Origin of the sequence: Streptomyces finlayi, assembly GCF_014216315.1 — a bacterium.
GTDB lineage: Bacteria > Actinomycetota > Actinomycetes > Streptomycetales > Streptomycetaceae > Streptomyces > Streptomyces finlayi_A.
Map to the genome: position 1 here is coordinate 4,047,784 of NZ_CP045702.1, position 23,940 is coordinate 4,071,723.

General features: G+C 68.9%; 19 protein-coding genes, 1 tRNA gene and 2 pseudogenes. 14 read left to right on the forward strand and 8 right to left on the reverse strand.

Translation table 11 applies throughout. The annotated features are described in order from the left end of the window. Window positions 1-280: 280 nt before the first annotated feature. Window positions 281-673, forward strand: a pseudogene (locus F0344_RS18750) (tyrosine-type recombinase/integrase); the annotation flags it as partial. A 455-nt stretch (window positions 674-1,128) separates the two neighbouring features. On the opposite strand, the gene F0344_RS18755 reads toward F0344_RS18750, so the two are convergent. Continuing rightward, a tRNA-Gly gene (locus tag F0344_RS18755) sits at window positions 1,129-1,202 on the reverse strand. Window positions 1,203-1,815: 613 nt separating this feature from the next. Between F0344_RS18755 and dcd the strand changes: the two genes are divergently transcribed. Together dcd and F0344_RS18765 are read left to right on the forward strand one after the other, a co-directional pair. Continuing rightward, entirely contained in the window at window positions 1,816-2,391 is a 576-nt protein-coding gene (gene dcd / locus F0344_RS18760) for a dCTP deaminase (protein WP_185299879.1), read from the forward strand. 6 nt (window positions 2,392-2,397) lie between these two features. Then, window positions 2,398-2,898, forward strand: coding sequence for a phosphoribosyltransferase (locus F0344_RS18765; RefSeq protein ID WP_185299880.1), 501 nt, complete (start codon window positions 2,398-2,400; stop codon window positions 2,896-2,898). Window positions 2,899-3,017: 119 nt separating this feature from the next. On the opposite strand, the gene F0344_RS18770 is transcribed toward F0344_RS18765, so the two are convergent. From F0344_RS18770 to F0344_RS18785, 4 genes are all read right to left on the reverse strand, one after another. Then, window positions 3,018-3,932 (reverse strand): Yip1 family protein, encoded by a 915-nt coding sequence (locus tag F0344_RS18770; protein WP_185299881.1) that lies wholly within the window; start codon window positions 3,930-3,932, stop codon window positions 3,018-3,020. 117 nt (window positions 3,933-4,049) lie between these two features. Beyond that, entirely contained in the window at window positions 4,050-5,219 is a 1,170-nt protein-coding gene (locus F0344_RS18775; RefSeq protein ID WP_185299882.1) for an FG-GAP repeat domain-containing protein, read from the reverse strand. Window positions 5,220-5,493: 274 nt separating this feature from the next. Next, window positions 5,494-7,776, reverse strand: coding sequence for a (Fe-S)-binding protein (locus F0344_RS18780; protein WP_185299883.1), 2,283 nt, complete (start codon window positions 7,774-7,776; stop codon window positions 5,494-5,496). Between the two features lie 94 nt (window positions 7,777-7,870). Further along, window positions 7,871-8,641 (reverse strand): sugar transferase, encoded by a 771-nt coding sequence (locus tag F0344_RS18785; protein ID WP_185299884.1) that lies wholly within the window; start codon window positions 8,639-8,641, stop codon window positions 7,871-7,873. 300 nt (window positions 8,642-8,941) lie between these two features. Between F0344_RS18785 and dnaK the strand changes: the two genes are divergently transcribed. The 4 genes from dnaK (at window position 8,942) to F0344_RS18805 (ending at window position 13,174) form a co-directional block, all read left to right on the forward strand. Next, a complete protein-coding gene (gene dnaK / locus F0344_RS18790) occupies window positions 8,942-10,792 on the forward strand; it encodes a molecular chaperone DnaK (protein ID WP_185299885.1) in 1,851 nt (616 codons plus the stop codon). Then, entirely contained in the window at window positions 10,789-11,436 is a 648-nt protein-coding gene (grpE, locus tag F0344_RS18795) for a nucleotide exchange factor GrpE (RefSeq protein WP_185299886.1), read from the forward strand. Before dnaK ends, grpE begins: the two co-directional genes overlap by 4 nt. 93 nt (window positions 11,437-11,529) lie before the next feature. Next, window positions 11,530-12,720, forward strand: a complete 1,191-nt coding sequence (gene dnaJ, locus F0344_RS18800; RefSeq protein ID WP_185299887.1) for a molecular chaperone DnaJ — start codon at window positions 11,530-11,532, stop codon at window positions 12,718-12,720. A gap of 1 nt (window position 12,721) precedes the next feature. Beyond that, window positions 12,722-13,174, forward strand: coding sequence for a heat shock protein transcriptional repressor HspR (locus tag F0344_RS18805; RefSeq protein ID WP_185299888.1), 453 nt, complete (start codon window positions 12,722-12,724; stop codon window positions 13,172-13,174). 489 nt (window positions 13,175-13,663) lie between these two features. Here F0344_RS18805 and F0344_RS18810 read toward each other — a convergent pair whose 3' ends face one another. Next, a complete protein-coding gene (locus F0344_RS18810) occupies window positions 13,664-14,668 on the reverse strand; it encodes a helix-turn-helix transcriptional regulator (protein WP_185299889.1) in 1,005 nt (334 codons plus the stop codon). A 176-nt stretch (window positions 14,669-14,844) separates the two neighbouring features. On the opposite strand from F0344_RS18810, the gene F0344_RS18815 reads away from it, so the two are divergent. Both F0344_RS18815 and F0344_RS18820 read left to right on the forward strand, forming a co-directional pair. Next, window positions 14,845-15,033 carry a hypothetical protein gene (locus tag F0344_RS18815; RefSeq protein WP_185303038.1) on the forward strand — a complete coding sequence of 63 codons (189 nt, stop codon included), beginning with the start codon at window positions 14,845-14,847 and terminating at the stop codon, window positions 15,031-15,033. Further along, window positions 15,030-15,350, forward strand: coding sequence for a (2Fe-2S)-binding protein (locus F0344_RS18820; RefSeq protein ID WP_185299890.1), 321 nt, complete (start codon window positions 15,030-15,032; stop codon window positions 15,348-15,350). Before F0344_RS18815 ends, F0344_RS18820 begins: the two co-directional genes overlap by 4 nt. A 111-nt stretch (window positions 15,351-15,461) precedes the next feature. Here the strand turns inward: F0344_RS18820 and F0344_RS18825 are convergent, their stop codons facing one another. Further along, window positions 15,462-15,863 (reverse strand): pyridoxamine 5'-phosphate oxidase family protein, encoded by a 402-nt coding sequence (locus F0344_RS18825; protein ID WP_185299891.1) that lies wholly within the window; start codon window positions 15,861-15,863, stop codon window positions 15,462-15,464. Window positions 15,864-16,035: 172 nt separating this feature from the next. Here F0344_RS18825 and clpB point away from each other — a divergent pair, with 172 nt between their 5' ends. The 3 genes and pseudogenes from clpB to F0344_RS36555 form a co-directional block, all read left to right on the forward strand. Continuing rightward, window positions 16,036-18,636 (forward strand): ATP-dependent chaperone ClpB, encoded by a 2,601-nt coding sequence (gene clpB / locus F0344_RS18830; RefSeq protein ID WP_185299892.1) that lies wholly within the window; start codon window positions 16,036-16,038, stop codon window positions 18,634-18,636. 268 nt (window positions 18,637-18,904) lie between these two features. Next, on the forward strand, window positions 18,905-19,450 hold the full coding sequence (locus F0344_RS18835) for a type III secretion system chaperone family protein (RefSeq protein WP_185299893.1): 546 nt from the start codon (window positions 18,905-18,907) through the stop codon (window positions 19,448-19,450). A gap of 122 nt (window positions 19,451-19,572) precedes the next feature. Continuing rightward, window positions 19,573-19,776, forward strand: a pseudogene (locus F0344_RS36555) (prevent-host-death family protein); the annotation flags it as partial. Between the two features lie 17 nt (window positions 19,777-19,793). Here F0344_RS36555 and F0344_RS18840 read toward each other — a convergent pair. Next, window positions 19,794-20,972 carry a pyridoxal phosphate-dependent aminotransferase gene (locus tag F0344_RS18840; RefSeq protein WP_219732142.1) on the reverse strand — a complete coding sequence of 393 codons (1,179 nt, stop codon included), beginning with the start codon at window positions 20,970-20,972 and terminating at the stop codon, window positions 19,794-19,796. 719 nt (window positions 20,973-21,691) lie between these two features. Between F0344_RS18840 and F0344_RS18845 the strand changes: the two genes are divergently transcribed. Both F0344_RS18845 and F0344_RS18850 read left to right on the forward strand, forming a co-directional pair. Continuing rightward, entirely contained in the window at window positions 21,692-22,213 is a 522-nt protein-coding gene (locus F0344_RS18845) for a DUF2617 family protein (protein WP_185299895.1), read from the forward strand. A 125-nt stretch (window positions 22,214-22,338) separates the two neighbouring features. Next, complete coding sequence (locus tag F0344_RS18850) at window positions 22,339-23,937, forward strand: polyamine aminopropyltransferase (protein WP_185299896.1); 1,599 nt, start codon at window positions 22,339-22,341, stop codon at window positions 23,935-23,937. The last annotated feature ends 3 nt before the right edge of the window (window positions 23,938-23,940 follow it).

The window sequence follows — 23,940 nt, forward strand, 5'->3', positions numbered from 1 at the left end:
AGCGCATCGGTGGCGGGGTCGGCGAGGATTTGGTCGGCGTGTGCGGGGGCGGTCCGGCGGATGAGATGGGCGTACCGGACTGCGACCTTCCGAGGCGGTCGATGCTGGTCGGCAGCAAGCAGGTGCCCGGATGAGGTTCGCTCGTAGGCGGCTTGGAGGTGGAGCAGAGTCTGGTGGGCGGCTGCGGTCTGCTGGTTGTGCTGTCGTTGGTCGTGCCAGCGGGCGGCGGCACCGTTCCGACTCTCGGCGACGCGCGTTCCCTTTTCGGGAAGGCCGCCTGATGGCTGCCCGCAAGCCGCAGCGGCGGCGTGAATTCGGCACCGTTCGTCAGCTTCCTTCGGGGCGGTGGCAGACGCGCTACTGGGCTCCGAACGGCAGCCGTCGCACCGCCCCGGAGACCTTCGAGACGCGTACCGAGGCCCAGACCTGGCTCACGCTCACCCAGGCAGACATCGAGCGCAAGTACTGGGTGGATCCCGACGCCGGCTCGATCAACTTCGAGACGTACGCCATGAAATGGGTCGCGGAGCGCGGGCTCTCCGCCACCACGGAGGAGCTGTACCGAAGGCTCCTGCGCCTGCACCTGCTGCCCGCGTTCGCCTCGATGAACCTGGATGACATCACGCCGCCGGGCGTGCGCACGTGGCGCGTCGAGCGGCTGGAGGCTACCGGTGGCCGACACCGGTGCCAAGCTCAAGGACCTCATGGTCCGGGCCGGTCAGTCCTCTGAGCGCGCGCAGCTGATCTATCAGCACTCCACCAAGGAACATCAGCGCAGGCTCGCTGCCCACATCGATCTCGATGTACGCCGCCAGCAGGCGGCTACAGGTTCAGGGGGCGGCGGCGCGACCGTTCACCCGCTGGTGCCACGTCCTCCCGGACCATCCGCCCCACGGGCTGCGCGGCGTTGATCGCAAAGGAGCAGACAGTCCGCACCGCGCACGCGACGCAGGCGACTTGGAAGCGATCTCACGATGCGGGACCTGGTGGCGGAGCGCTCGCCCTCATGCGCGGCGGATCCACTATCGATGCAGATGAGAAGGGTCTTTATGGCACGCGAATGGCACGAGCCCTAAAAATGGTCTAGACAACAAACAAGGCCCTGGTCTCCGACCAGGGCCTTCATCATGGAGCGGGTGACGAGAATCGAACTCGCGCTCTGAGCTTGGGAAGCTCATGTTCTACCATTAAACTACACCCGCGAAGCGCGCCGATGATCGGCAGTGCATCGCCGCACACTCTACCTCATGGCAGGCCCCCGGCGTCGGCGCCGCGGGGTCTTCGCGCTGTTGGGGTGGGTGTGTGGTGGTGTGGACGCGGGTGTGGTGAAGGGGAGTTGAAGGCGTAGCGTGGTGGTCGGAGTGCCGCCTGGAGTGGCGTCCTGTTCATCCCCTAATGTGGCTTTCTCGTCCAAGGCTTGGTTGGGGAAGGGGCTTGATGGAGTCGATGGAGCGCACCGTCGTCCGTTGTGCCGAAGGGCACGTTTTTACTACCTCGTCGTTCCCGATGCAGCAGCTCGGGTCCGGCCGGATCGGCCCCGGGCGGCTCATCCGCTGTCCGCGCTGTGCCCGGTTGAGACAGGCGGTGCCCGTGGTGTTCGAGCAGCGGTAGAGCAGCAGCAGTGGTAGAGCGGCGGTAGCCAGAGGCGCAGGACAACACGGCCGCCGTGGAGCAGTCGTAGGGCTGCGGTAGGACGTTCGGCCGGGGTGTGACCGGGGGTTCCGGGCACGGCCGAGGGCCGGGAGACAGTGGCAGGCAGGCGCGCGAGGGCGGTCCGGTTGGGGCGGGCTCGCGCGTTCTGCGTATCCTCGGGACGTGCTTCTCTCAGATAAGGACATCCGGGCCGAGATCGACGCCGGACGGGTACGCATTGACCCGTTCGACGCGTCGATGGTGCAGCCCTCGAGCATCGATGTGCGGCTCGACCGCTACTTCCGGGTGTTCGAGAACCACCGCTATCCGCATATCGACCCTGCCGTGGAGCAGACAGACCTGACCCGCATGGTCGAGCCGGAGGGTGACGAGGCGTTCATCCTCCACCCCGGTGAGTTCGTGCTCGCTTCCACCTACGAGGTCATCTCGCTCCCCGACGATCTCGCGTCGCGACTGGAGGGCAAGAGCTCGCTGGGTCGGCTCGGGCTGGTGACGCACTCGACGGCCGGGTTCATCGACCCCGGCTTCTCCGGTCACGTGACCCTGGAGCTGTCGAACGTCGCGACGCTGCCGATCAAGCTCTGGCCGGGTATGAAGATCGGACAGCTGTGCCTGTTCAAGCTCAGCTCGTCGTCGGAGTTCCCGTACGGCTCCGAGCGGTACGGCTCCCGGTACCAGGGGCAGCGCGGGCCGACGGCCTCGCGTTCGTTCATGAACTTCCATCGGACACAGGTGTGATGCCGGATGAGCGGTGACGTGCGGGAGAACCTGACGTACGAGGGCTTCGGGCTGGCCGTGCGCGAACTCGCGCAGGCCGTGGCCGACGACGGGTACGAGCCGGACGTGGTCCTCAGCATCGCGCGGGGCGGGGTCTTCGTCGCGGGCGGGCTGGCGTACGCGCTGGACTGCAAGAACATCCACCTGGTCAACGTGGAGTTCTATACGGGCGTGGGAACCACCCTCGAGATGCCGGTCATGCTGGCACCCGTCCCCAACGCGATCGACTTCTCGCGCAAGAAGGTCCTGATCGCCGACGACGTGGCCGACACCGGTAAGACCCTGAAGCTGGTGCGGGACTTCTGCATCGACCACGTCGCCGAGGTCCGCAGCGCGGTCATCTACGAGAAGCCGCACTCGCTCGTGAAGTGCGAGTACGTGTGGAAGAAGACCGACCAGTGGATCAACTTCCCGTGGAGCGTGGAGAAGCCCGTCGTGCGCCGTGAGGGACAGGTGCTCGACTCCTAGGCCAGCGTGGTGGGTCGGACAACCGACGGACGACGGAGAAGGGCCCCCGGCATTCGAGCCGGGGGCCCTTTCGTCGTCCGCGAGGGAGTGGGAGGTGAGGGAGCGGAGGTGGGAAGGGCTCAGATCGTCCCTAGTTTGATGATCGACAGCAGGGCGATCAGCTGAATCGCGGAGGCGCCCAGCGCCTTCGGCCACGGCAGGTCGTGCGACTTGCTCACCATGGAGGTGAACAGCGCGCCGGCGGCCAGCCAGGTGATCCAGCCGAGCACCTGCACGAGGAGGTTCTCGCCGCCGAGGAATACCGCGAAGAGCAGGCGCGGGGCGTCCGTGATCGACATGATCAGCATCGAGAAGCCCACGGTCGGCTGCCAGGAGCCGGTGCCGCCGAGCTGGCGGGCCAGGGTGTGGGTGACCGCGCCGAGGACCAGCCCGCCGATGACGAAGCCGATGCCCGTGACGACGACGTACGGCACGGCGGTGGAGATCGTCGCGTTGATCGCCTCGTCGCGGGCCTGGTCGAAGCCGAAGAGCGCGAGCAGGCCGTAGAGGAACGTGACGACGAGCGCGGGGCCCCAGACCGGGTAGTCGCGCATCTGCCAGAACGTCGGGCCCGGCCGCATCACGATGCCCTTGAGCAGGTCCTTCCAGGGCAGGCGCGGGCCTGCGTGCTGGGCGGGCGCCTGCCCGGAGAGGTACGTGTTCCCGTCGTTGTACGGGTCCTCGTTGATGCTGAACGCCTGCGTGTGACCCGGGTTGTTGGCGTACGGGTCCTGCGGCGGGGCCTGGTGATACGGATCACCGAAGTACTCCGGCTCCCCGTGTCTGCCCGCGCTCTGCCCGCCCTGGTGCCCGGCGGTGCGAGGGCGGCCCTGGTGCCCGCCGTTGTACGGCGGAGCGCCGGTGCCCCCTGCCGGGGGCCATGACTGCTGGCCGTACGACGGAGGCGGTGCCTGCGTGCCGTACGGCTGCTGCTGCGGGTGTTGTTGCGGGGTGCGGTTGTTGTCCCGGCCGCGTCCGATCCTGAATCCAGCCACGAATCGAACGTACCTGGTCCACGTGGGTGTGGTGGGGGAGCCGGGGGAACCCGCCCGGCTTTGCGGCCGAGCTGTGACATCCACTAAGGGGCCACCAGGGGTGAACTCAGGGCAGCGTCAGGGCAGGAACAGGGCCGTGCTGAACGTGAGGCGCGGGCGGTCCGGGGTTGTCGACGGGTACAGGGCGATCAGGTCCGTCTCCTCGCCGCGGTACGTGCGGACGGCGGTGTCGGGCTTCTTGTCGCCGTCGAAGTCCGCGTAACGGAGCAGTGTCGTCTCCGTGGGTCCCGAGCCGCTGCGGACCGGAGCCGTCGGGACACCGTGCGCCGGGGCCTTGACGCGGTACGTGCCCCCCGGGCGGGCCGGACCGGTCGCGGAACCGAGCAGGAGGGTGGCCGTGGCGGCTGTGCCCGGCCGGAGCGGCTTGGCGGAGTGGACGAGGTCGTCGTAACCGTCGCCGTTCGTGTCGGCGCGGGGCTCCGGGGCGGCGAGGTACGGGCCGCCGCCCGGCAGGGACGCGGCGGCGCGCGGGGCTCCGGCTCGGGTGAACGGACCCCGGAGGTAGCTGATCCGGCCCTCGCCCGCCGTGACGGCGAGGTCGGTGCGGTCGTCGCCGTCGAAGTCGCCGCAGACCGGGTGGTCGGGCCATTCGTTGCCGAACCGGGCCCTGTCGGGGATGCGGAGGGTGACGGCTTTGCCGGTCAGGCCCTCGGGGGAGCCGAAGAGGACCTGGAGCGGTATGGGCGGCCGGCCGATGCCGTTGTACGGGGGGTCCGTGGCCACCACCAGGTCGGTGAATCCGTCGGCGTCGAGGTCACAGGCCGCCTGGGCGTCGAACGCGACCGGGAGTGTGTCGCCGGACTTGGCCGCGTGCGTCCGAGCGCTGAGGAGCTGGCGCGCCGCAGGGTCGAGGCCGCCGTCCCCGGAGCCGTAGACGACGCCGATCCCCACGTCGTCGCCGTGGCTGTCCTGCGGGGCCTTCACCAGGTCGTCGATGACGAGGTCGCGGTTTCCGTCGCCGTTGAAGTCGTCGGCCGTACGGCTTCCCTTGCCGCGCGGGACCGGGACGCGGGGAATGTCGGCGGTACCGGCGAGTGCCTTGGGCGGGGCGTCGCCGTTCTTGCCCGTCGCCGCGGTGGGTGCGGACGAGGGGTCACTGGCCGAGGAGGGGCTGCCGCAGGCGGTCAGGAGGAGCAGGCAGGCGGCGCCGGCGGCGAGCGCGGCGGTGGACCTGGCGGTGGACCCGGTCGTGGATCTCGGCAGGGGCGGTGTGATGCGTGTCCGCACGGGAGTCCCTCATCCGTCGTGGTCTGCGCCGCGTGGTGTTCGCCACGTGGTGCGCGATATGCGTCGGGATGTGGGGGCGGGGCGGGGCGGTGCCGACGCGTTCGAAAGTGTTCGGCCCACATGATGCTCCAGATGTGTGATCCCGTACATGTCCGGGGTCACACCCAGAAGCGGTCACACGCGGAAGCGGGGTCACACGCGGAAGCGGCCGGTCCTGCCCCCGAGGCAGGTCCGGCCGCTTCTGTCCGTACGACAGCGAGTAGGACGCTGTGGGCTACTTCGCCGGTTCCGGCTCCGGTGCGTCCGCCGTTTCCGGCTCGCCCGCCGGGTCCGCCGGGGTCTTCACGGACTCGAGCAGCAGCTGCGAGACGTCGACCACCTGGATCGACTCCTTGGCCTGGCCCTCGTTCTTCTTGCCGTTGACCGAGTCGGTCAGCATGACGAGGCAGAACGGGCAGGCGGTGGAGACGATGTCCGGGTTGAGGGAGAGGGCTTCGTCGACGCGCTCGTTGTTGATGCGCTTGCCGATCCGCTCCTCCATCCACATCCGGGCACCACCGGCACCGCAGCAGAAGCCGCGCTCCTTGTGGCGGTGCATCTCCTCGTTCCGCAGACCCGGAACGCTCGCGATGATCTCGCGCGGGGGCGTGTAGACCTTGTTGTGACGGCCCAGGTAGCACGGGTCGTGGTACGTGATCAGGCCCTCGACCGGGGTCACGGGGATCAGCTTGCCCTCGTCCACCAGGTGCTGGAGCAACTGCGTGTGGTGGATGACCTCGTACTCGCCGCCGAGCTGCGGGTACTCGTTGGCGATGGTGTTGAAGCAGTGCGGGCAGGTGGCGACGATCTTCTTCGACGACTTGGGCTTCTTCGTCGACTCGTCCACCCCGCCCTCCTCGTCGAGGGACTCACCGAACGCCATGTTCAGCATCGCGACGTTCTCCTGGCCGAGCTGCTGGAACAGCGGCTCGTTGCCCAGGCGGCGGGGCGAGTCGCCGGTGCACTTCTCGTCGCCGCCCATGATCGCGAACTTCACGCCCGCGATGTGGAGGAGTTCGGCGAACGCCTTCGTGGTCTTCTTCGCCCGGTCCTCGAGGGCGCCTGCGCAGCCGACCCAGTAGAGGTAGTCGACCTCGGAGAGGTCCTCGACGTCCTTGCCGACGATCGGGACCTCGAAGTCGACTTCCTTGGTCCACTCGACGCGCTGCTTCTTGGCAAGACCCCAGGGGTTGCCCTTCTTCTCCAGGTTCTTGAGCATCGTGCCCGCCTCGGACGGGAACGCGGACTCGATCATCACCTGGTAGCGGCGCATGTCGACGATGTGGTCGATGTGCTCGATGTCGACCGGGCACTGCTCGACGCAGGCGCCGCAGCTGGTGCAGGACCACAGGACGTCCGGGTCGATGACGCCGTTCTCCTCGGCGGTGCCGATGAGGGGGCGCTCGGCCTCGGCGAGTGCCGAGGCGGGGACGTCCTTGAGCTGCTCGGGGGTGGCCTTCTCGTTGCCCTCCATGTCCTTGCCGCCGCCTGCGAGCAGGTACGGGGCCTTGGCGTGCGCGTGGTCGCGCAGCGACATGATGAGGAGCTTCGGGGAGAGCGGCTTGCCGGTGTTCCAGGCGGGGCACTGCGACTGGCAGCGGCCGCACTCGGTGCACGTGGAGAAGTCGAGGATGCCCTTCCAGGAGAACTGCTCGACCTGGGAGACGCCGAAGACGTCGTCCTCGCCCGGGTCCTCGAAGTCGATCTCCTTGCCGCCCGAGGTCATCGGCTGCAGCGGGCCGAGCGCGACCGAACCGTTGGCGTTCCGCTTGAACCAGATGTTCGGGAAGCCGAGGAAGCGGTGCCAGGCCACACCCATGTTGGTGTTGAGCGAGACCGTGATCATCCAGGTGAAGGACGTGACGATCTTGAGTGCCGCGACGGCGTAGGTGATCTGCTGGAGCGTGCCGAGGCTCAGCCCGTCGAAGGCGGCGACCAGCGGGTACGAGGCGAAGAAGCCCGGCTCCCAGCTGGTCACGTGGTGCTGGGCTCCCTCGAGGCCGCGCAGCGTCATGATGCAGACGCCGACGATGAGGATGACGGCCTCGACGAAGTACGCCTGGCCGGTCTTGGAGCCCGCGAAGCGGGACTTGCGGCCGGCCTTGCCCGGCCGGTTCAGCTGACGGATCACGATCAGGGTCACGATGCCCAGGACCGTCATCAGACCGAGGAACTCGGTGAAGATCTCGTACGGCAGCCAGTCGCCGATGTACGGGATCAGCCAGTCGGCCTGGAAGAGCTGGCCGAAGGCGTTGACGATCGTGAGCAGCAGCGAGAAGAAGCCCACCGCCACGAACCAGTGCGCGAAGCCGACGATGCCCCAGCGGTTCATACGGGTGTGGCCGAGGAACTCCTTGGCCAGCGTGATGGTGCGCTGTGTGGGGTCACCCGTGCGGGTGCCCGCGGGTACGGGCTGACCGAGTCGCACGAAGCGGTAGATCTGCGCGATGGCGCGGCCGAAAAGCGCGACGGCCACCACCGTGATGACCAGCGACACGATGATCGCGGCGAGTTGCATTTGGGGGCTCCTCGGGCCTGCGAGGGGTTGGGTTACACCAATGATTATGGATTACTAAGCAGTAACTTAATGAGTCTGTGACGACACTATCCACTTATTCCGCCACGCTGTAGCCGGGCAGGCGGTGATCTGCGTCGCTCAGGCCGCCCTTGCCGCCGCGCGGCAACCGGTACAGGACGGCGCGCAGGGCCGCCCGCAGGGGAAGGCGTACCGCTTCGGCCAGAATCGCCAGGTCGAGCCCCATCCAGTGGTGCTCGGCGTAGTGCTGGTCGAGCAGGGCCGGTTCGTCCCAGGGCATCCCGGAGCGCGCCCGTACCTGGGCGAGCCCCGTCAGGCCCGGCCGCAGCTCCTGACGCCAGCGCCTGGCCCCGGGCCCCTCGGTCCTGGGGTCGCCCGGCGCGAGCGGCGCGGGACCGACGAGTGAGAGCTCTCCCCTTACGACGTGGGGCAGCCGGGACAGCAGGTCGAGGCGGCAGTGGCGGGTGCGCAGGGAGCGCAGCTCGAAGGTCCGGCCGTCGAGGCCGGTCCGCTGTTCACGTGCCAGTACGCCACCGGCGGGGCGTCGTACGGCGAGCGCGAGGGCACCGAGGGCGAGCGCGGGGGAGGCGAGGGCGAGGAGGGCCGTGCCGAGCGTGAGGTCGAGGAGCCGCTTGGCCGTCGGCCGGGCGGCGGCGCGCCAGGCCGCGAAGGTGACGGCGCGCTTCACCGTACGGACGAAGGCCGCGACCGCCTTCGCCGTTGCCTTCGTCCTGGCGTTCCTGGCCGTCCTGGCCGTCCTGGCCGTCCTGGCCGTCTTGACGGTCCTGGCCGTCCGTGAAGGGGCGTGGGCCCTGGTTCGTACCGCAGTCCGGTTCGCGTTCCGCATCGCACCTGCCCGGGGGATCGGTGGTGTGCCGGTTTTGACCGGCTCACGGCCATTTTGTGACAGAACGATCCCACGGTGCGATGGTGGGTGGGGGTGTGTGGCGCGCTGGAGGGGGCGGGTGTCGCCTCGCGGGGCGCGCGGTGCGCGGATGTGTGCGGAGGGCTGGGTGGGAAAACTCACTGGTCAGCCGGAGTGTGAGCACGTTAGTTGAGTCTGATCGACTCAGGTCCGTTGACTCTGGGGCGAGTGTCATGCATCCTTGAGTCAGATCCACTCAAGTATTTAGTTGGAGGAACCGAAATGGCACGTGCGGTCGGCATCGACCTGGGCACGACTAACTCCGTCGTGAGCGTTCTGGAAGGCGGCGAGCCCACCGTCATCACCAACGCCGAAGGCGCCAGGACCACGCCGTCCGTCGTCGCCTTCGCGAAGAACGGTGAGGTGCTCGTCGGCGAGGTCGCCAAGCGCCAGGCGGTCACGAACGTCGACAGGACCATCCGCTCCGTCAAGCGCCACATGGGCACTGACTGGAAGATCGACCTGGACGGCAAGAGCTTCAACCCGCAGCAGATGAGCGCCTTCATCCTGCAGAAGCTGAAGCGTGACGCGGAGTCCTACCTCGGCGAGAAGGTGGCCGACGCGGTCATCACCGTCCCGGCGTACTTCAACGACTCCGAGCGTCAGGCGACCAAGGAGGCCGGTGAGATCGCGGGCCTCAACGTCCTGCGTATCGTCAACGAGCCCACCGCCGCCGCGCTGGCGTACGGACTCGACAAGGACGACCAGACGATCCTCGTCTTCGACCTCGGTGGCGGCACCTTCGACGTGTCCCTCCTGGAGATCGGCGACGGCGTCGTCGAGGTGAAGGCCACCAACGGTGACAACCACCTCGGTGGTGACGACTGGGACCAGCGCGTCATGGACTACCTGGTCAAGCAGTTCGCCAACGGTCACGGCGTGGACCTGTCCAAGGACAAGATGGCTCTCCAGCGTCTCCGCGAGGCCGCGGAGAAGGCGAAGATCGAGCTGTCCTCCTCCACGGAGACCACGATCAACCTGCCGTACATCACGGCGTCGGCCGAGGGCCCGCTGCACCTGGACGAGAAGCTCACGCGCTCCCAGTTCCAGCAGCTCACGGCGGACCTTCTGGACCGCTGCAAGAGCCCGTTCCACAACGTCATCAAGGACGCGGGCATCCAGCTCTCCGAGATCGACCACGTCGTTCTCGTCGGTGGCTCGACCCGTATGCCGGCCGTCGCCGAGCTCGTCAAGGAGCTCACGGGCGGTCAGGACGCCAACAAGGGTGTGAACCCGGACGAGGTCGTCGCCATCGGCGCCTCGCTCCAGGCCGGTGTCCTGAAGGGCGAGGTCAAGGACGTCCTGCTCCTCGACGTCACGCCGCTGTCCCTCGGTATCGAGACCAAGGGAGGGATCATGACCAAGCTCATCGAGCGCAACACCACGATCCCGACCAAGCGTTCCGAGATCTTCACGACGGCCGAGGACAACCAGCCGTCCGTGCAGATCCAGGTCTACCAGGGCGAGCGCGAGATCGCGGCGTACAACAAGAAGCTCGGGATGTTCGAGCTCACCGGTCTGCCGCCGGCCCCGCGTGGTGTGCCGCAGATCGAGGTCGCGTTCGACATCGACGCCAACGGCATCATGCACGTCGCTGCCAAGGACCTCGGCACCGGCAAGGAGCAGAAGATGACCGTCACCGGTGGCTCCTCGCTGCCGAAGGACGAGGTCAACCGGATGCGCGAAGAGGCCGAGCAGTACGCGGACGAGGACCACCGCCGTCGCGAGGCCGCCGAGTCCCGTAACCAGGGCGAGCAGCTCGTCTACCAGACGGAGAAGTTCCTCAAGGACAACGAGGACAAGGTTCCGGCCGACGTCAGGACGGAGGTCGAGGAGTCCCTCACCGAGCTGAAGGAAAAGCTCAAGGGCGAGGACACCGCCGAGATCCGTACCGCCACCGAGAAGGTCGCGGCCGTCTCCCAGAAGCTGGGCCAGGCGATGTACGCCAACACCCAGTCCGAGGGTGCGACGCCGGGTGCGGACGCTCCGGGCGCCGGTCAGGCCGACGGTGACGATGTCGTCGACGCCGAGATCGTCGACGACGAGAAGGACTCCAAGGGCGGTGCGGTGTGACCGAGGAGACTCCGGGCTTCGAGGAGAAGCCTGACGTCCCCTCCGACACCACCCCTGACGGAGCTGAGCCGAAGGACGCCACCCCCTCTCCGGAGGAGGAAGCGTCCCCGGCCGGGGACTCAGTACAGACCGCGGGTCTGACAGCGCAGCTGGACCAGGTCCGTATGGCGCTCAACGAGCGTACGGCCGATCTCCAGCGGCTCCAGGCCGAATACCAGAACTACCGTCGTCGCGTCGAGCGGGACCGGGTCACGGTCAAGGAGATCGCGGTCGCGGGTCTCCTGTCCGAGCTCCTGCCCGTGCTCGACGACATCGGCCGCGCGCGGGAACACGGCGAGCTGGTCGGCGGCTTCAAGTCGGTGGCCGAATCGCTCGAGACGGTCGTCGCGAAGCTGGGCCTCCAGCAGTTCGGCAAGGAGGGCGAGCCCTTCGACCCGACGATCCACGAGGCCCTGATGCACTCGTACGCGCCGGACGTCACCGAGGACACCTGCGTGGCGATCCTGCAGCCGGGGTACCGCATCGGCGAGCGCACCATCCGCCCCGCGCGGGTGGCCGTGGCCGAGCCGCAGCCCGGTGCCACGTCGGCGGCGAAGGAAGAGCAGACAGACGACGAGGAGAGCGGTGGCACGGAGGAGGTCTGACATTCAGTCCGACCACCTCGGTGCACACCGACCGGCCAGGAGCCCGGCCCCAGGGCGGGCTCCTCGGCCGATCGTCCGGAAGGAGGGACGTCGATGAGCACGAAGGACTTCGTCGAGAAGGACTACTACAAGGTTCTCGGCGTCCCCAAGGACGCCACCGACGCCGAGGTCAAGAAGGCGTACCGGAAGCTCGCCCGCGAGTTCCACCCGGACGCCAACAAGGGTGACGCCAAGGCGGAGGAGCGCTTCAAGGAGATCTCCGAGGCGAACGACATCCTCGGCGACAGCAAGAAGCGCAAGGAGTACGACGAAGCCCGCGCGCTCTTCGGCAGCGGAGGCTACCGGGCGGGTCCCGGCGGCGCGGGGGGCAACTTCAACTTCGACCTGGGCGACCTCTTCGGAGGCGCCCCGGGCGGCGGTCAGCCCGGCGGCGCGGGCGGTTTCGGCGGCGGCGGCGGCGGTCTGGGAGACGTCTTCGGCGGCCTCTTCAACCGCGGCGGCGCCGGTACCCGTGTGCAGCCCCGGCGCGGTCAGGACATCGAGTCCGAGGTGACGCTCAGCTTCACCGAGGCGGTCGACGGGGCCACGGTCCCGCTGCGGATGTCCAGCCAGGCTCCCTGCAAGGCGTGTTCGGGCACCGGCGACAAGAACGGCACCCCGAGGGTCTGTCCGACCTGCGTCGGCACCGGACAGGTGTCGCGCGGCAGCGGCGGTGGCTTCTCGCTCACCGACCCCTGTGTGGACTGCAAGGGCCGCGGCCTCATCGCCGAGGACCCCTGCGAGGTCTGCAAGGGCAGCGGACGGGCGAAGTCGGCCCGCACCATGCAGGTCAGGATTCCCGCGGGCGTCCTGGACGGCCAGCGGATCCGGCTGCGCGGCAAGGGCGGTCAGGGTGAGCGCGGCGGACCGGCCGGCGACCTGTACGTCGTCGTCCACGTCGACGCCCACCCCGTCTTCGGCCGCAAGGGCGACAACCTCACGGTCACCGTGCCGATCGCCTTCACGGAGGCGGCACTCGGCGGCGAGGTGAGGGTCCCGACGCTCGGCGGCCCCCCGGTCACCCTGAAGCTTCCGGCCGGCACCCCCAACGGGCGTACGATGCGCGCCCGCGGCAAGGGCGCCGTCCGCAAGGACGGCACCCGCGGCGACCTGCTGGTCACCGTGGAGGTGGCAGTGCCCAAGGACCTCGCACCCGAGGCCCGGGAGGCACTGGAGGCATACCGGAAGGCGACCGCGGAGGAGGACCCGCGGGCGGAGCTGTTCCAGGCTGCGAAGGGAGCTTGAGGTGGACGGCCGTCGACGTAACCCGTACCAGCTGACCGACGAATCACCGGTGTACGTGATCTCGATCGCGGCCCAGCTCTCGGGCCTGCACCCGCAGACGCTACGCCAGTACGACCGCCTCGGCCTGGTCTCTCCGGACCGCACCGCCGGGCGCGGCAGGCGCTACTCGGCCCGCGACATCGAACTGCTGCGCACGGTGCAGCAGTTGTCGCAGGACGAGGGCATCAACCTGGCCGGTATCAAGCGCATCATCGAGTTGGAGAACCAGGTCGCCGCGCTCCAGCAGCGCGTCGCCGAACTCTCCGCCGCGGTCGACGGGGCGGCGGTGGCCATGCAGCAACGCGAGGCCCAGGTGCACGCCTCGTACCGCCGCGACCTGGTCCCCTACCAGGACGTGCAGCAGGCGAGTGCGCTGGTGGTGTGGCGTCCCAGGCCCAAGCGGGTCACGGACTAGGTTCTGTCTGGAGTTCCAGCGCGGGAGAAGGAGCGGCGTCCGGTGCCGTCGAATCCAAGGCGGAGGAGGGAGCGATGGCGGAGCCCTCGCGACTGACGACAACGCCGGAGGCGGCGGTGCCGGACGCCGCGACGCCGCGGGGGAACTCCAGACAGGACCTAGCGGCGCCGTCCCTCAGGAGGCCCGTCACCCGGCTCGTTCCGGGTGGCGGGCCTCCTGCGTGGGCGCGCCCACGGTTTCGACCAGGCCCGACTGGACGAGGAGCGCGCCCAGATGGGTGCGATGCGGGCGCGGCAGGTATGGACGCTGGTGCCGAGCTTGTGCTGGACGGCTGTGAGGATGCCGGGGGCGGTGGCCGGAAGCTGCTCACGAAGGGAGTGGCCTGCGCCCAGAGCATCTCTGGAGGCAGGGAGCGGGGGCGAGTTCGGCGCGGGCGATCCGTCGTCGAGATGGATCAGGACCCGTCGGGGGAGCCGGGAACTCTCCCGGTCAGGAATGCTGGTCCAGGATTCCTGACCGGGCGATCAGGTAGCCGAGTTGGGCGCGGCTGTTGCTGCCGAGTGAAGTGCTCAGCTTGGCGATGTGGGAGCGGCAGGTGCGTACGTTCATACCCAGCCGGCGGGCGATCGCCTCGTCGACGTGGCCCTCGATGAGCAGCTTGGCGATGGAGTGCTGTACGCCGGAGATGCCCGAGGGGCTGGGGTCGTACGGGATCGGTTCCTGCAGGGGGACGGCGCGTTGCCAGAACTGGTCGAACACCTTGACGAGGTATTCGACGATGCCGGGGTGCCTCAGTTCGAGTGCCACGCGGCGGTCGTCGGTGGCGGGTATGAAGGCGACCGTGTGATCGAAGATCATGAGGCGTTCTATGAGCTCTTCGAGCGTGCGTATCTCCACCTTCCCCTCCGCCATGCGGGCCGCGTAGTTGAGGGTCCCGTGGCTGTGGCGGACGGTGTGCTGGTAGAGCGTCCGCATGCTCACACCGCGCTGGGTGAGCATGCTCCCGCGTTCCAGTGCGGTGTTGAGCGCGTCCTCGCTGCGCCCGCCGCCCGGCTGGATCGTGAGGACCTCCGACCGGCACTCGGTCAGGGCGAGTTCGATCGAGGCGTTGATCCGGTCGATGCCTTCGAGCACAGTGATCGCATGGGTGATCGGCGGCGTCTGCGCGCTGATGGCCATGAAAGGCTCGAAGGCTTCGGTGAGCTCCACCGAAAGGCGACGGCGGTCCTGGATCTCCCGTTCGATGGGGTGAAGGCGCTGGGTGAGAGCCGCCGACGGCGGTACGGGACGGAGCCATGTCGGGTCGTCCGGGTCGGGGTGCAGGAGGGCGAACTCCAGCAGGCATGGAGCGAGGCCTACCTCGGTCCGCGCGATCTTGCCTACGCTGAGCGCGCTTGCGTACAGCCGCGCTCCTTCGTCGCACAGGGAACTGACAGGGTGTGGATGTGTCACGTTTGCACCGTTTGTAGTCAATTCTCCACCCCCCAGGAACATGCATCAGCAGGAACATGATGCATCGGTTCTGTGGCATTGACGTGCCTGGATGAGCAATCGTCTTGTCATGCGGGGGAGAGGAAACCTTGGAAGTGAGGACGAAGCCAACTATGGGTAACAGAATGCTTCGCTCGGTGCTTGCCGCGGCCTTCTCCGCCGGGCTGACATTCGGGGCGATGAGTGCCCTGGGTCCGGCTTGGGGAGGCGGGCCCGCGGGGGCGTCGAACTCCTACGCCCAGGCCGCGCCGCCGCCGGATCTGGCGTGGGACAGCGCACCGGCCAGGACGACCGACGGAGCCACCAGTTCGGCACTGCCGCCCGATCTGGCCTGGGACACCGTTCCGAAGCGCGGGTCCGGCGCATGACCACCCCGCCGGACGACCGCACCTTCCGGCGCGAGATGGCCACGGCCTATCGCTCCGGGTGGCACTTCATCGATCTGCTCACGGCACTCCCCCGCCGTGGTGACTCGGTGATGGTCACCCTGTTCGGTGAGCCGATCGTCGTCGTGATGGAAGAGGGCGAGGACGTCCGCGCCTATCGCTGTCTTCGCCGGCCCCGGGGTGCTCCGCAACCGGTCCGCTGTGCCGTGAGGTACGGCATGATCTTCGTCAATCTCGATCAGCGGGACCACGAGCTGTTCGAACCTGAAGCCATCTCCGCCACCCCCCGCAGTGCCTGAACGACCCCCGTCGTTCCATATCGTTCAGGCGCTTCCCCCACACAGCGGCGCCATCGTGACCTGAACACGATGGCGCCGTTGTGCTGCCCGGGGCCATGACGCCGGGGCGGTTCAGACTCTTCCGAGTGCCCGGTCCAGGGCGATCTCGATGACGACCCGTTCCGGGTTGGGCCTCGGTGTGCGCTCGTAGCGCTGCGCGTAACGGCGTACCGCGTCGTCGACGACGTCCTGCTCCGTGCGGATCGTCGCGACGCCCTCCAGCGTCGCCCAGCGCGCCTTCTCCATCTGGCAGACCGCGACCCGTGCCTTTCCCGGCGCGACGGCCAGGACGTTGGCGACCTTACGGCTGCCCTTGCTCGTGATGACCCGGGCGAGCCCGGCCTCGGGGTCGTACGTCACGCCGACGGGCACCACGTGCGGGGTGCCGTCGGGGCGGAGCGTCGTCAGCGTGCATACGTGGCGCTCGCGCCAGAAGGCGAGGTACTCGGGGCTGGGACTGCGTACATCGTGCATGGTCCAAGCGTAGGCAGCCGGGACGCCGTGGTGCGGTGGCGGGGCCATGTGGCGGGCGGTTCACTCGAAACGGGCCCGGGTGGCGGTCCCGTTTTCGTCTTGAGCGGAGTACGCTCAACTTTATTAACGACCGACACGGCATACCGCCCATCGCACGGAGGAGAGAGCGCACGTGGACGCCGAGCTGACCAACAAGAGCCGGGACGCCCTCAACGCGGCCACCAACCGGGCCGTGAAGGACGGGCACCCCGACCTGACTCCTGGACATCTGCTGCTCGCCCTGCTCTCGGGCGAGGACAACGAGAACATCACCGACCTGCTGGCGGCCGTCGAGGCCGACCAGGTGGCCGTACGCGAAGCGGCCGAACGGCTCCTCGGGGCCCAGCCGAGCGTCACCGGCTCCACCGTCGCGCCCCCGCAGCCCAACCGCGAGCTCCTGGCCGTCATCGCCGACGCCGCACAGCGCGCGAAGGAGCTCGGCGACGACTACCTCTCCACCGAGCACCTGCTGATCGGCATCGCGTCCAAGGGCGGCCGCGCCGGTGAGATCCTCACCCAGAAGGGTGCCGGTGCGAAGAAGCTGCTGGACGCGTTCGAGAAGAGCAGGGGAGGGCGACGGGTGACCACACCCGACCCGGAGGGTCAGTACAAGGCCCTGGAGAAGTTCGGCACGGATTTCACGGCCGCGGCCAGGGCGGGCAAGCTCGACCCCGTCATCGGCCGGGACCAGGAGATCCGTCGCGTCGTCCAGGTGCTGTCGCGGCGTACGAAGAACAACCCCGTGCTCATCGGTGAGCCCGGCGTCGGCAAGACCGCCGTCGTCGAAGGGCTCGCCCAGCGCATCGTCAAGGGCGACGTTCCCGAGAGCCTCAAGAACAAGCGGCTCGTCTCGCTCGACCTCGGTGCGATGGTCGCCGGCGCCAAGTACCGCGGCGAGTTCGAGGAGCGGCTGAAGACCGTCCTCTCCGAGATCAAGGAGAGCGAAGGCCAGATCATCACCTTCATCGACGAACTCCACACCGTGGTCGGGGCCGGCGCCGGCGGGGACTCCGCGATGGACGCGGGCAACATGCTCAAGCCGATGCTCGCCCGCGGCGAACTGCGCATGGTCGGCGCGACCACGCTCGACGAGTACCGCGAGCGGATCGAGAAGGACCCCGCCCTGGAGCGCCGCTTCCAGCAGGTCCTGGTCGCCGAGCCCTCCGTCGAGGACACCATCGCGATCCTGCGCGGGCTCAAGGGCCGGTACGAGGCGCACCACAAGGTCTCCATCGCGGACTCCGCGCTGGTCGCCGCCGCGGCCCTCTCCGACCGCTACATCACCTCGCGCTTCCTGCCCGACAAGGCCATCGACCTGGTCGACGAGGCCGCCTCCCGGCTCCGCATGGAGATCGACTCCTCACCCCTGGAGATCGACGAACTCCAGCGCGCCGTCGACCGGCTGCGGATGGAGGAGCTGGCGCTCAAGAACGAGCCAGACCCCGCGTCCAAGCAGCGACTGGAGAAGCTCCGCCGCGACCTCGCCGACAAGGAGGAGGAGCTGCGCGGCCTCACGGCCCGCTGGGAGAAGGAGAAGGAAGGGCTCAACCGTGTCGGTGAGCTGAAGGAACGCCTCGACGACCTGCGCGGCCAGGCCGAGCGTGCCCAGCGCGACGGGGACTTCGACACCGCGTCCAAGCTGCTCTACGGGGAGATCCCCGGCCTGGAGCGGGAGCTGGCCGAGGCGGACGAGGCGGAGCAGGAAGCCGCCAAGGACACCATGGTCAAGGACCAGGTCGGCCCGGACGACATCGCGGACGTCGTCGGCGCCTGGACCGGCATCCCGGCCGGACGCCTCCTGGAGGGCGAGACACAGAAGCTGCTGCGCATGGAGGAGGAGCTCGGCAAGCGGCTGATCGGACAGACGGAGGCCGTGCGGGCGGTGTCGGACGCGGTACGCCGTACCCGGGCCGGAATCGCCGACCCCGACCGTCCCACCGGCTCGTTCCTCTTCCTCGGACCGACCGGTGTCGGCAAGACCGAGCTGGCCAAGGCGCTCGCGGACTTCCTGTTCGACGACGAGCGGGCCATGATCCGCGTCGACATGAGCGAGTACGGCGAGAAGCACAGCGTCGCGCGGCTCGTCGGCGCCCCTCCGGGGTACGTCGGGTACGAGGAGGGCGGTCAGCTCACCGAGGCGGTGCGCCGCCGCCCGTACAGCGTGATCCTGCTGGACGAGGTCGAGAAGGCCCACCCCGAGGTCTTCGACATCCTGCTCCAGGTCCTCGACGACGGCCGCCTCACCGACGGACAGGGCCGCACCGTCGACTTCCGCAACACGATCCTGGTCCTGACGTCCAACCTCGGCAGCCAGTTCCTGGTCGACCCGCTGATCGAGCCCGAGGTGAAGAAGCAGCAGGTCCTGGATGTCGTACGCGCCTCGTTCAAGCCGGAGTTCCTCAACCGGCTCGACGACCTCGTCGTCTTCTCCGCGCTGTCCGGCGAAGAGCTCTCGCACATCGCGGGGCTCCAGATCGGCCGCCTGGCCAAGCGCCTCGCCGACCGCAGGCTCACCCTCGACGTCACACCGGACGCCCTGGCGTGGCTGGCCGAGAAGGGCAACGACCCGGCGTACGGGGCACGGCCGCTGCGCCGCCTCATCCAGACGGCGATCGGCGACCGGCTCGCCAAGGAGATCCTCGCGGGCGAGATCACGGACGGCGACACGGTGCGGGTGGACCGGGTCGGGGACGGGCTGGTCGTGGGTCCGGCGTCCGCGGCGAAGTCCCTGTAGAACACTCCGGAAGGCAGGTCCCCGGCCGGGAGTCCCACGTTCCCCGCCGGGGACCCGCGTTTGCGCGCAAGGCCGTGCCCGGTGCTCTGCGCATGCGCCGGGCTCGCGGTACGGGCTGTGCCGTCCTGGCAGCCCTTGCCTGGTCGAAGGCCCGGGGGACAGGCACGGGAACGATTCCCCTCAGGGCGTAGGACCAATGGGCGTCATTCGACGTTAGGGTCGAAGGCAAAGTCAGGCAACCACGCGCGATCCACAGGAGTAACCGGCGATGTCTATCGACCCGTCCTCGATTCCCAACTTCGGGGGACAGCCCGATCCGCAGGCGGCGGGACCCGCTGGCCCCGTCGTCCCTGACCAGGACCTCGTCAAGCAGCTGCTCGAGCAGATGGAGCTGAAGTTCGTCGTCGACGACGAGGGTGACCTCGCCGCGCCGTGGGAGGAATTCCGCACGTACTTCATGTTCCGCGGCGAGGACGAGCAGCAGGTCTTCTCGGTGCGTACGTTCTACGACCGCCCGCACGCCATCGGCCTGCGTCCCGTGCTCCTCGACGCGATCGACGACTGGAACCGCCGCACCCTGTGGCCGAAGGTCTACACGCACGCCCACGAGGCCGAGGAGGGCGCCGAGGCGTCCGTGCGGCTGATCGGTGAGGCGCAGATGCTCATCGGTACGGGCGTCAGCCTGGAGCACTTCGTCTCCTCCACGGTCAGCTGGGTGCGGGCCTCGATCGAGTTCGACAAGTGGCTCGTGGAGCGTCTCGGCCTGGAGTCCGCCGAGGGCAAGCCGGACGACACCGAGTCGCCGGAAGCCTGATCACGACGCCCGGCCCGGCCCGGTGCGGCGCCCGAGAGGCCGCCGCACCGGGCCGGACCGCTGTCCGGGGCGCTCAGCGCGTGAGCGTCTTCAGACGGCTGACCGCATCGGTCAGGACCTCGATCGCACCCTTGGCATTCGAATCGGAGTCTGTCTCGTTCACCGATCTGTCGCGGAACCCGAAGGCTGTCGCTGCCAGGGCCGCCGCCCTGGGATGCCTGCGTGTCACGCACCGAGACGCGCCCGACATGGTGTTGACCACGGCCATATACGCAGAGCGCGCCGAGGAGAACCTGACCACGGCGTCCCGGCTGTTCCTTGCGCTGTCTGGTGGGAGCGCAGTTCAGGACGCGAGGCGTTGCAGGCGGCTCGTGGCTTCGTCGAGAACGTCGTCCCTCTTGCAGAAGGTGAAGCGGACCTGGCTGCGGCCGGCGTCGGGGTCGTCGTAGAAGACGGAGTTGGGGATGGCGACGACGCCGCAGCGTTCGGGGAGGGCGCGGCAGAAGGCGTAGGCGTCCTTCTCGCCCAAGGGGGTGATGTCGGCGGTGATGAAGTACGTGCCCTGGGGCTGGTAGACCTCGAACCCGGCCGCGCGCAGCCCGTCGCCGAGCAGGTCGCGCTTGCGTCGCAGGTCGGCGCGGAAGCCGTCGAAGTACGAGTCAGGCAGTCGGAGGGCCTCGGCGATCGCGTACTGGAAGGGCCCCGAACTGACGTAGGTCAGGTACTGCTTGGCGGTTCGGACCGCTGCGACGAGCGGGCCGTTCGCCGTGACCCAGCCAACCTTCCATCCGGTGAACGAGAAGGTCTTGCCTGCGGATGAGATGGAGACGGTGCGCTCGCGCATGCCGGGGAGGGCCGCGATGGGGCGATGCGTGCCCTCGTAGACAAGGTGCTCGTACACCTCGTCGGTAACAACGAGCAGGTCGTGCTCGACGGCGAGTGCGGCAATGGCGTCCTGCTCTTCGGCGGAGAGGACCATCCCGGTCGGGTTGTGCGGGGTGTTGAGGAGCAGGAGGCGGGTCTGCGGAGTGATCTTGGCCCGAAGCTCGTCCAGGTCCGGGCGGAAGGACGGGGCGTGCAGAGTGAGCGGCACGCGCTTCGCGCCGGCCATGGCGATGCAGGCGGCGTAGGAGTCATAGAAGGGTTCGAAGGCGATCACCTCGTCGCCCGGCTCCAGGAGCGCCAGCATGGTGGCGGCGATGGCCTCGGTGGCGCCGGCGGTGACCAGGACCTCGGTTTCGGGGTCGAAGGGCAGATCGTAGAAGCGCTGCTGGTGCTCGGAGATCGCGGCGCGCAGTTCCGGAACCCCCGGGCCGGGCGGGTACTGGTTTCCCTTGCCCTCCCGCAAGGCGCGGACCGCGGCTTCGCGGATCTCGTCGGGGCCGTCGGTGTCGGGGAAGCCCTGGCCCAGATTGATCGAGCCGGTCCTGGCGGCCAGCGCGGACATCTCCGCGAAGATGGTCGTGCCGAACTCGGTGAGCCGGCGGTTGAGCAGTGGTCGTCCCTGTGTCATGGCTGCCATCCTGCCGCCGAAGCCCTCCTGTGCCGAGCTCTCCGTGCCGAAGCTCTGGAGTTGCTCAAGTCGGCTTTGGCGCGGGGAGGCCGAGGGAATCCCCCTGTCACAACAGGGAGCGGGGTGACCTCGCTTCGGGGGACGGAAAGGCGTTGAGGTCCGTGGAGACATTCATAGGGGTGCTGGTCGGGATCGCCGTCGTGGTGGCCGTCGGCGGCGTGGTCGTCGCGGTCGTCCGGGGAGGCAGGCCGGTGCCCGGGGGGAAGGCGTCGAGGCGTCGCCGGGCTGCCGGAGGAGCAGGCGGCGGTGGTGGCGGTTCGGTTGGGTCCGGCGGCGACTTCTCGTGCGGGAGCGGCAGCTCGTCGTGCGGTGGCGGTGGCGGTGGCGGGGGCGGTTGCGGCGGAGGCAGCTGACAACGGGAAACCGGTCCGTCGGCGGGCCCAGCGAGTCGGAGGCGTCCGGTGGGTGAACTCCCGCCGGACTCCTTTTTGTTGAGCCACGCGGAGAGAATCGACTGAACAGTTGAGCGTGCTGCCCCCTGGGGGATGGAAACCACGTCAAGTTGGGCAAAAACGCTGTGGGTGCGGCGTACTTCGTGATTCCCTCCTCGCAGAGAACATTCAGCCCTCGGACCCCAGTTGGACCTGATCGGGCGTTTCCCTCCCCCACGCGCATCGCCAGGGGGCGCCCCCTGTCCATGTGTCCATGTGTGTTTGCGGAGCCGAACCATGCTCACGACCCTTCATACGGCCTACTCCGACACCCGCGCCGCCGACCTGGCCTGGGCCCTCGGACGGGAGCCGCTGCCCGCCCTCGCCGTCCTCGACCTCCAGTTCGAGCAGGCGAAACTGCAGTTGAGGCTGCTCGGCGCTTCCCATCAGGTCCTCCTGGAGGAGGATCGCGGCACCTGTTCGGAGACCGTTGCCTGTATCCCCGGAAGCAGTACCCCGTTGCCTCTCGGTGTCGCCAAGCGGTCCGGCGACTGGGAGTACGAATTCGCGGCGCGGGTCGAGACGCTCACCGAAGGCGCGTTCGCGGGCCGCGCACAGGAGTTGCTCGCGCTCGTCGCCGATCATCCGCACGGACTGGCGGGGACGTTTCCCGGCAGTCCGCACGCCTTCACCGCGCTGCTGGCGCAACAGGCCGAGGGGCAGGTGCGGTGGCGTACCTGGCACGCGTACCCGCAGGAGGGGCAGTTGGTGGTGACGCGCACCCGGGTGGGGGTGCGGGTGCCGACCCCGGCGCTCTGACCGGAACCCTGACGGGAACTCCGACCGCCTCCGGAGTGAGGGACCGGATCCGGGATGCGCCCATGCCTCACTTGCACCCGTGTGGGTGACAAGCGGCGACCGGTTCGTGACGTAGCGTTCGTTTTGTGATCGACCAGCAGGTGCCGTTGCGAGGGGTCGCCGAGCGGCTTCCCGTACGGCCGGGGACCGGACGGTTCCTCGTGCTGGCCACTGTCTTCATCTGCGCCGCCTGCGGTCTCGTGTACGAGCTGGAGCTGGTCGCGCTCGCCTCGTACCTGATCGGTGACTCGGTCACGCAGGCTTCCGTCGTGCTCTCCGTGATGGTGTTCGCGATGGGGATCGGATCGCTCCTCGCGAAACGTTTGCGCAGCCATGCGGCGGTCGGGTTCGGACTCATCGAGGCGGCCCTCGCGCTCGTCGGCGGTTCGTCGGCGCTCGTGCTGTACGCCTCGTTCGCGTGGCTCGGGGAGTCGCGACACGCCCTGGTCGGGTTCTCGCTGACGATCGGCGTACTGATCGGCGCGGAGATCCCGCTGCTGATGACACTGATCCAGCGCGTCGACCGGCAGGACGCGGGCGGGGCCGTCGCCGACCTCTTCGCCGCCGACTACGTGGGCGCGCTCGTCGGCGGGCTCGCCTTTCCGTTCCTGCTGCTGCCCATGCTGGGGCAGCTCACCGGGGCGCTGTTCACCGGTGCGGTCAACGCGGCGGCCGGCGGGGCGCTGGTGCTGTGGCTGTTCCGGCGGGATCTGAGTTCCCGGTCGCGATGGCTGCTGGTCCTCGCCAATATCACGGTGATCGCGCTGCTGGCCACGGCCACGGTGCTGGTCGACGACTTCGAGCGCGCCGCCCGGCGCGCGGTCTACGGGGACCGGGTGCGGGTCGCCGTCCAGACCGAGGTGCAGGAGGTCGTTCTCACCGGGGAGGGGCGGGAGTCCCTGGACCTCTATCTGGACGGGCGGCTGCGGGTCAGCGCCCGCGACGAGTACCGCTACCACGAGGCCCTGGTGCATCCGGCGATGCGCGGGCCGCACGGGCGGGTGCTGATCCTGGGCGGCGGCGACGGCCTGGCAGCCCGCGAGGTCCTGCGGTACGCGGGGGTGCGGACCGTCACGGTCGTCGAACTGGACCCGGCCGTCACCCGACTGGCCCGGACGGACCCCGCGCTCTCCGAGCTGAACGGGTACGCGTACGAAGACCCCCGGCTCAGCACGGTCGATGAGGACGCGTTCGACTGGATGCGTGCGGCGCGGGGCTCCTACGACGTCGTGGTGGCGGACCTGCCGGACCCGGGAATCACGGCGAGCACGAAGCTGTACTCCGCGGAGTTCTACGGGCTGGCCGGAGAGGCCCTCGCGCCGGGCGGGCGTCTGGTGGTGCACGCCGGGCCGGTGGGTGTCAGACCGCGGTCGTTCTGGACGGCGGAGGCCTCCGTGCGTGCGGGCGGCCTGTCGACGCGCCCGTACCGGGTCACCGGCAGGGGCACCGGATTCGCGGCCGGTCCGGACCGGGTCACGGAGCAGACGCGGGAACCGCGCGACTGGGGCTTCGTCCTGGCCTCACGACGGACCGTGCCGGCTCTTGCCCTGGACCCCGCCGCCCCGGAGCTGCGGTCGCTGGGGGAGCGGGAGCTGCGGAAGGCGGGCGTGGCCGCGGAGCGCGTACGGCCGCGGGGGCAGGCGCCGTCGACGCTGGTGCACCCGCGTTATGGGGAGGAACCGTGACGG

Bases quoted from the DNA above. Each gene is read 5' to 3' on its own strand.
- dnaJ (WP_185299887.1), top strand. From the start codon at position 11,530: ATGAGCACGAAGGACTTCGTCGAGAAGGACTACTACAAGGTTCTCGGC.
- F0344_RS18845 (WP_185299895.1), top strand. From the start codon at position 21,692: ATGCTCACGACCCTTCATACGGCCTACTCCGACACCCGCGCCGCCGAC.
- F0344_RS18820 (WP_185299890.1), top strand. From the start codon at position 15,030: ATGACCACCCCGCCGGACGACCGCACCTTCCGGCGCGAGATGGCCACG.
- F0344_RS18840 (WP_219732142.1), bottom strand. From the start codon at position 20,972: ATGGCAGCCATGACACAGGGACGACCACTGCTCAACCGCCGGCTCACC.
- F0344_RS18825 (WP_185299891.1), bottom strand. From the start codon at position 15,863: ATGCACGATGTACGCAGTCCCAGCCCCGAGTACCTCGCCTTCTGGCGC.
- dnaK (WP_185299885.1), top strand. From the start codon at position 8,942: ATGGCACGTGCGGTCGGCATCGACCTGGGCACGACTAACTCCGTCGTG.
- F0344_RS18835 (WP_185299893.1), top strand. From the start codon at position 18,905: ATGTCTATCGACCCGTCCTCGATTCCCAACTTCGGGGGACAGCCCGAT.
- F0344_RS18815 (WP_185303038.1), top strand. From the start codon at position 14,845: ATGAGTGCCCTGGGTCCGGCTTGGGGAGGCGGGCCCGCGGGGGCGTCG.
- F0344_RS18810 (WP_185299889.1), bottom strand. From the start codon at position 14,668: ATGTTCCTGGGGGGTGGAGAATTGACTACAAACGGTGCAAACGTGACA.
- F0344_RS18785 (WP_185299884.1), bottom strand. From the start codon at position 8,641: ATGCGGAACGCGAACCGGACTGCGGTACGAACCAGGGCCCACGCCCCT.
- F0344_RS18780 (WP_185299883.1), bottom strand. From the start codon at position 7,776: ATGCAACTCGCCGCGATCATCGTGTCGCTGGTCATCACGGTGGTGGCC.
- F0344_RS18765 (WP_185299880.1), top strand. From the start codon at position 2,398: ATGAGCGGTGACGTGCGGGAGAACCTGACGTACGAGGGCTTCGGGCTG.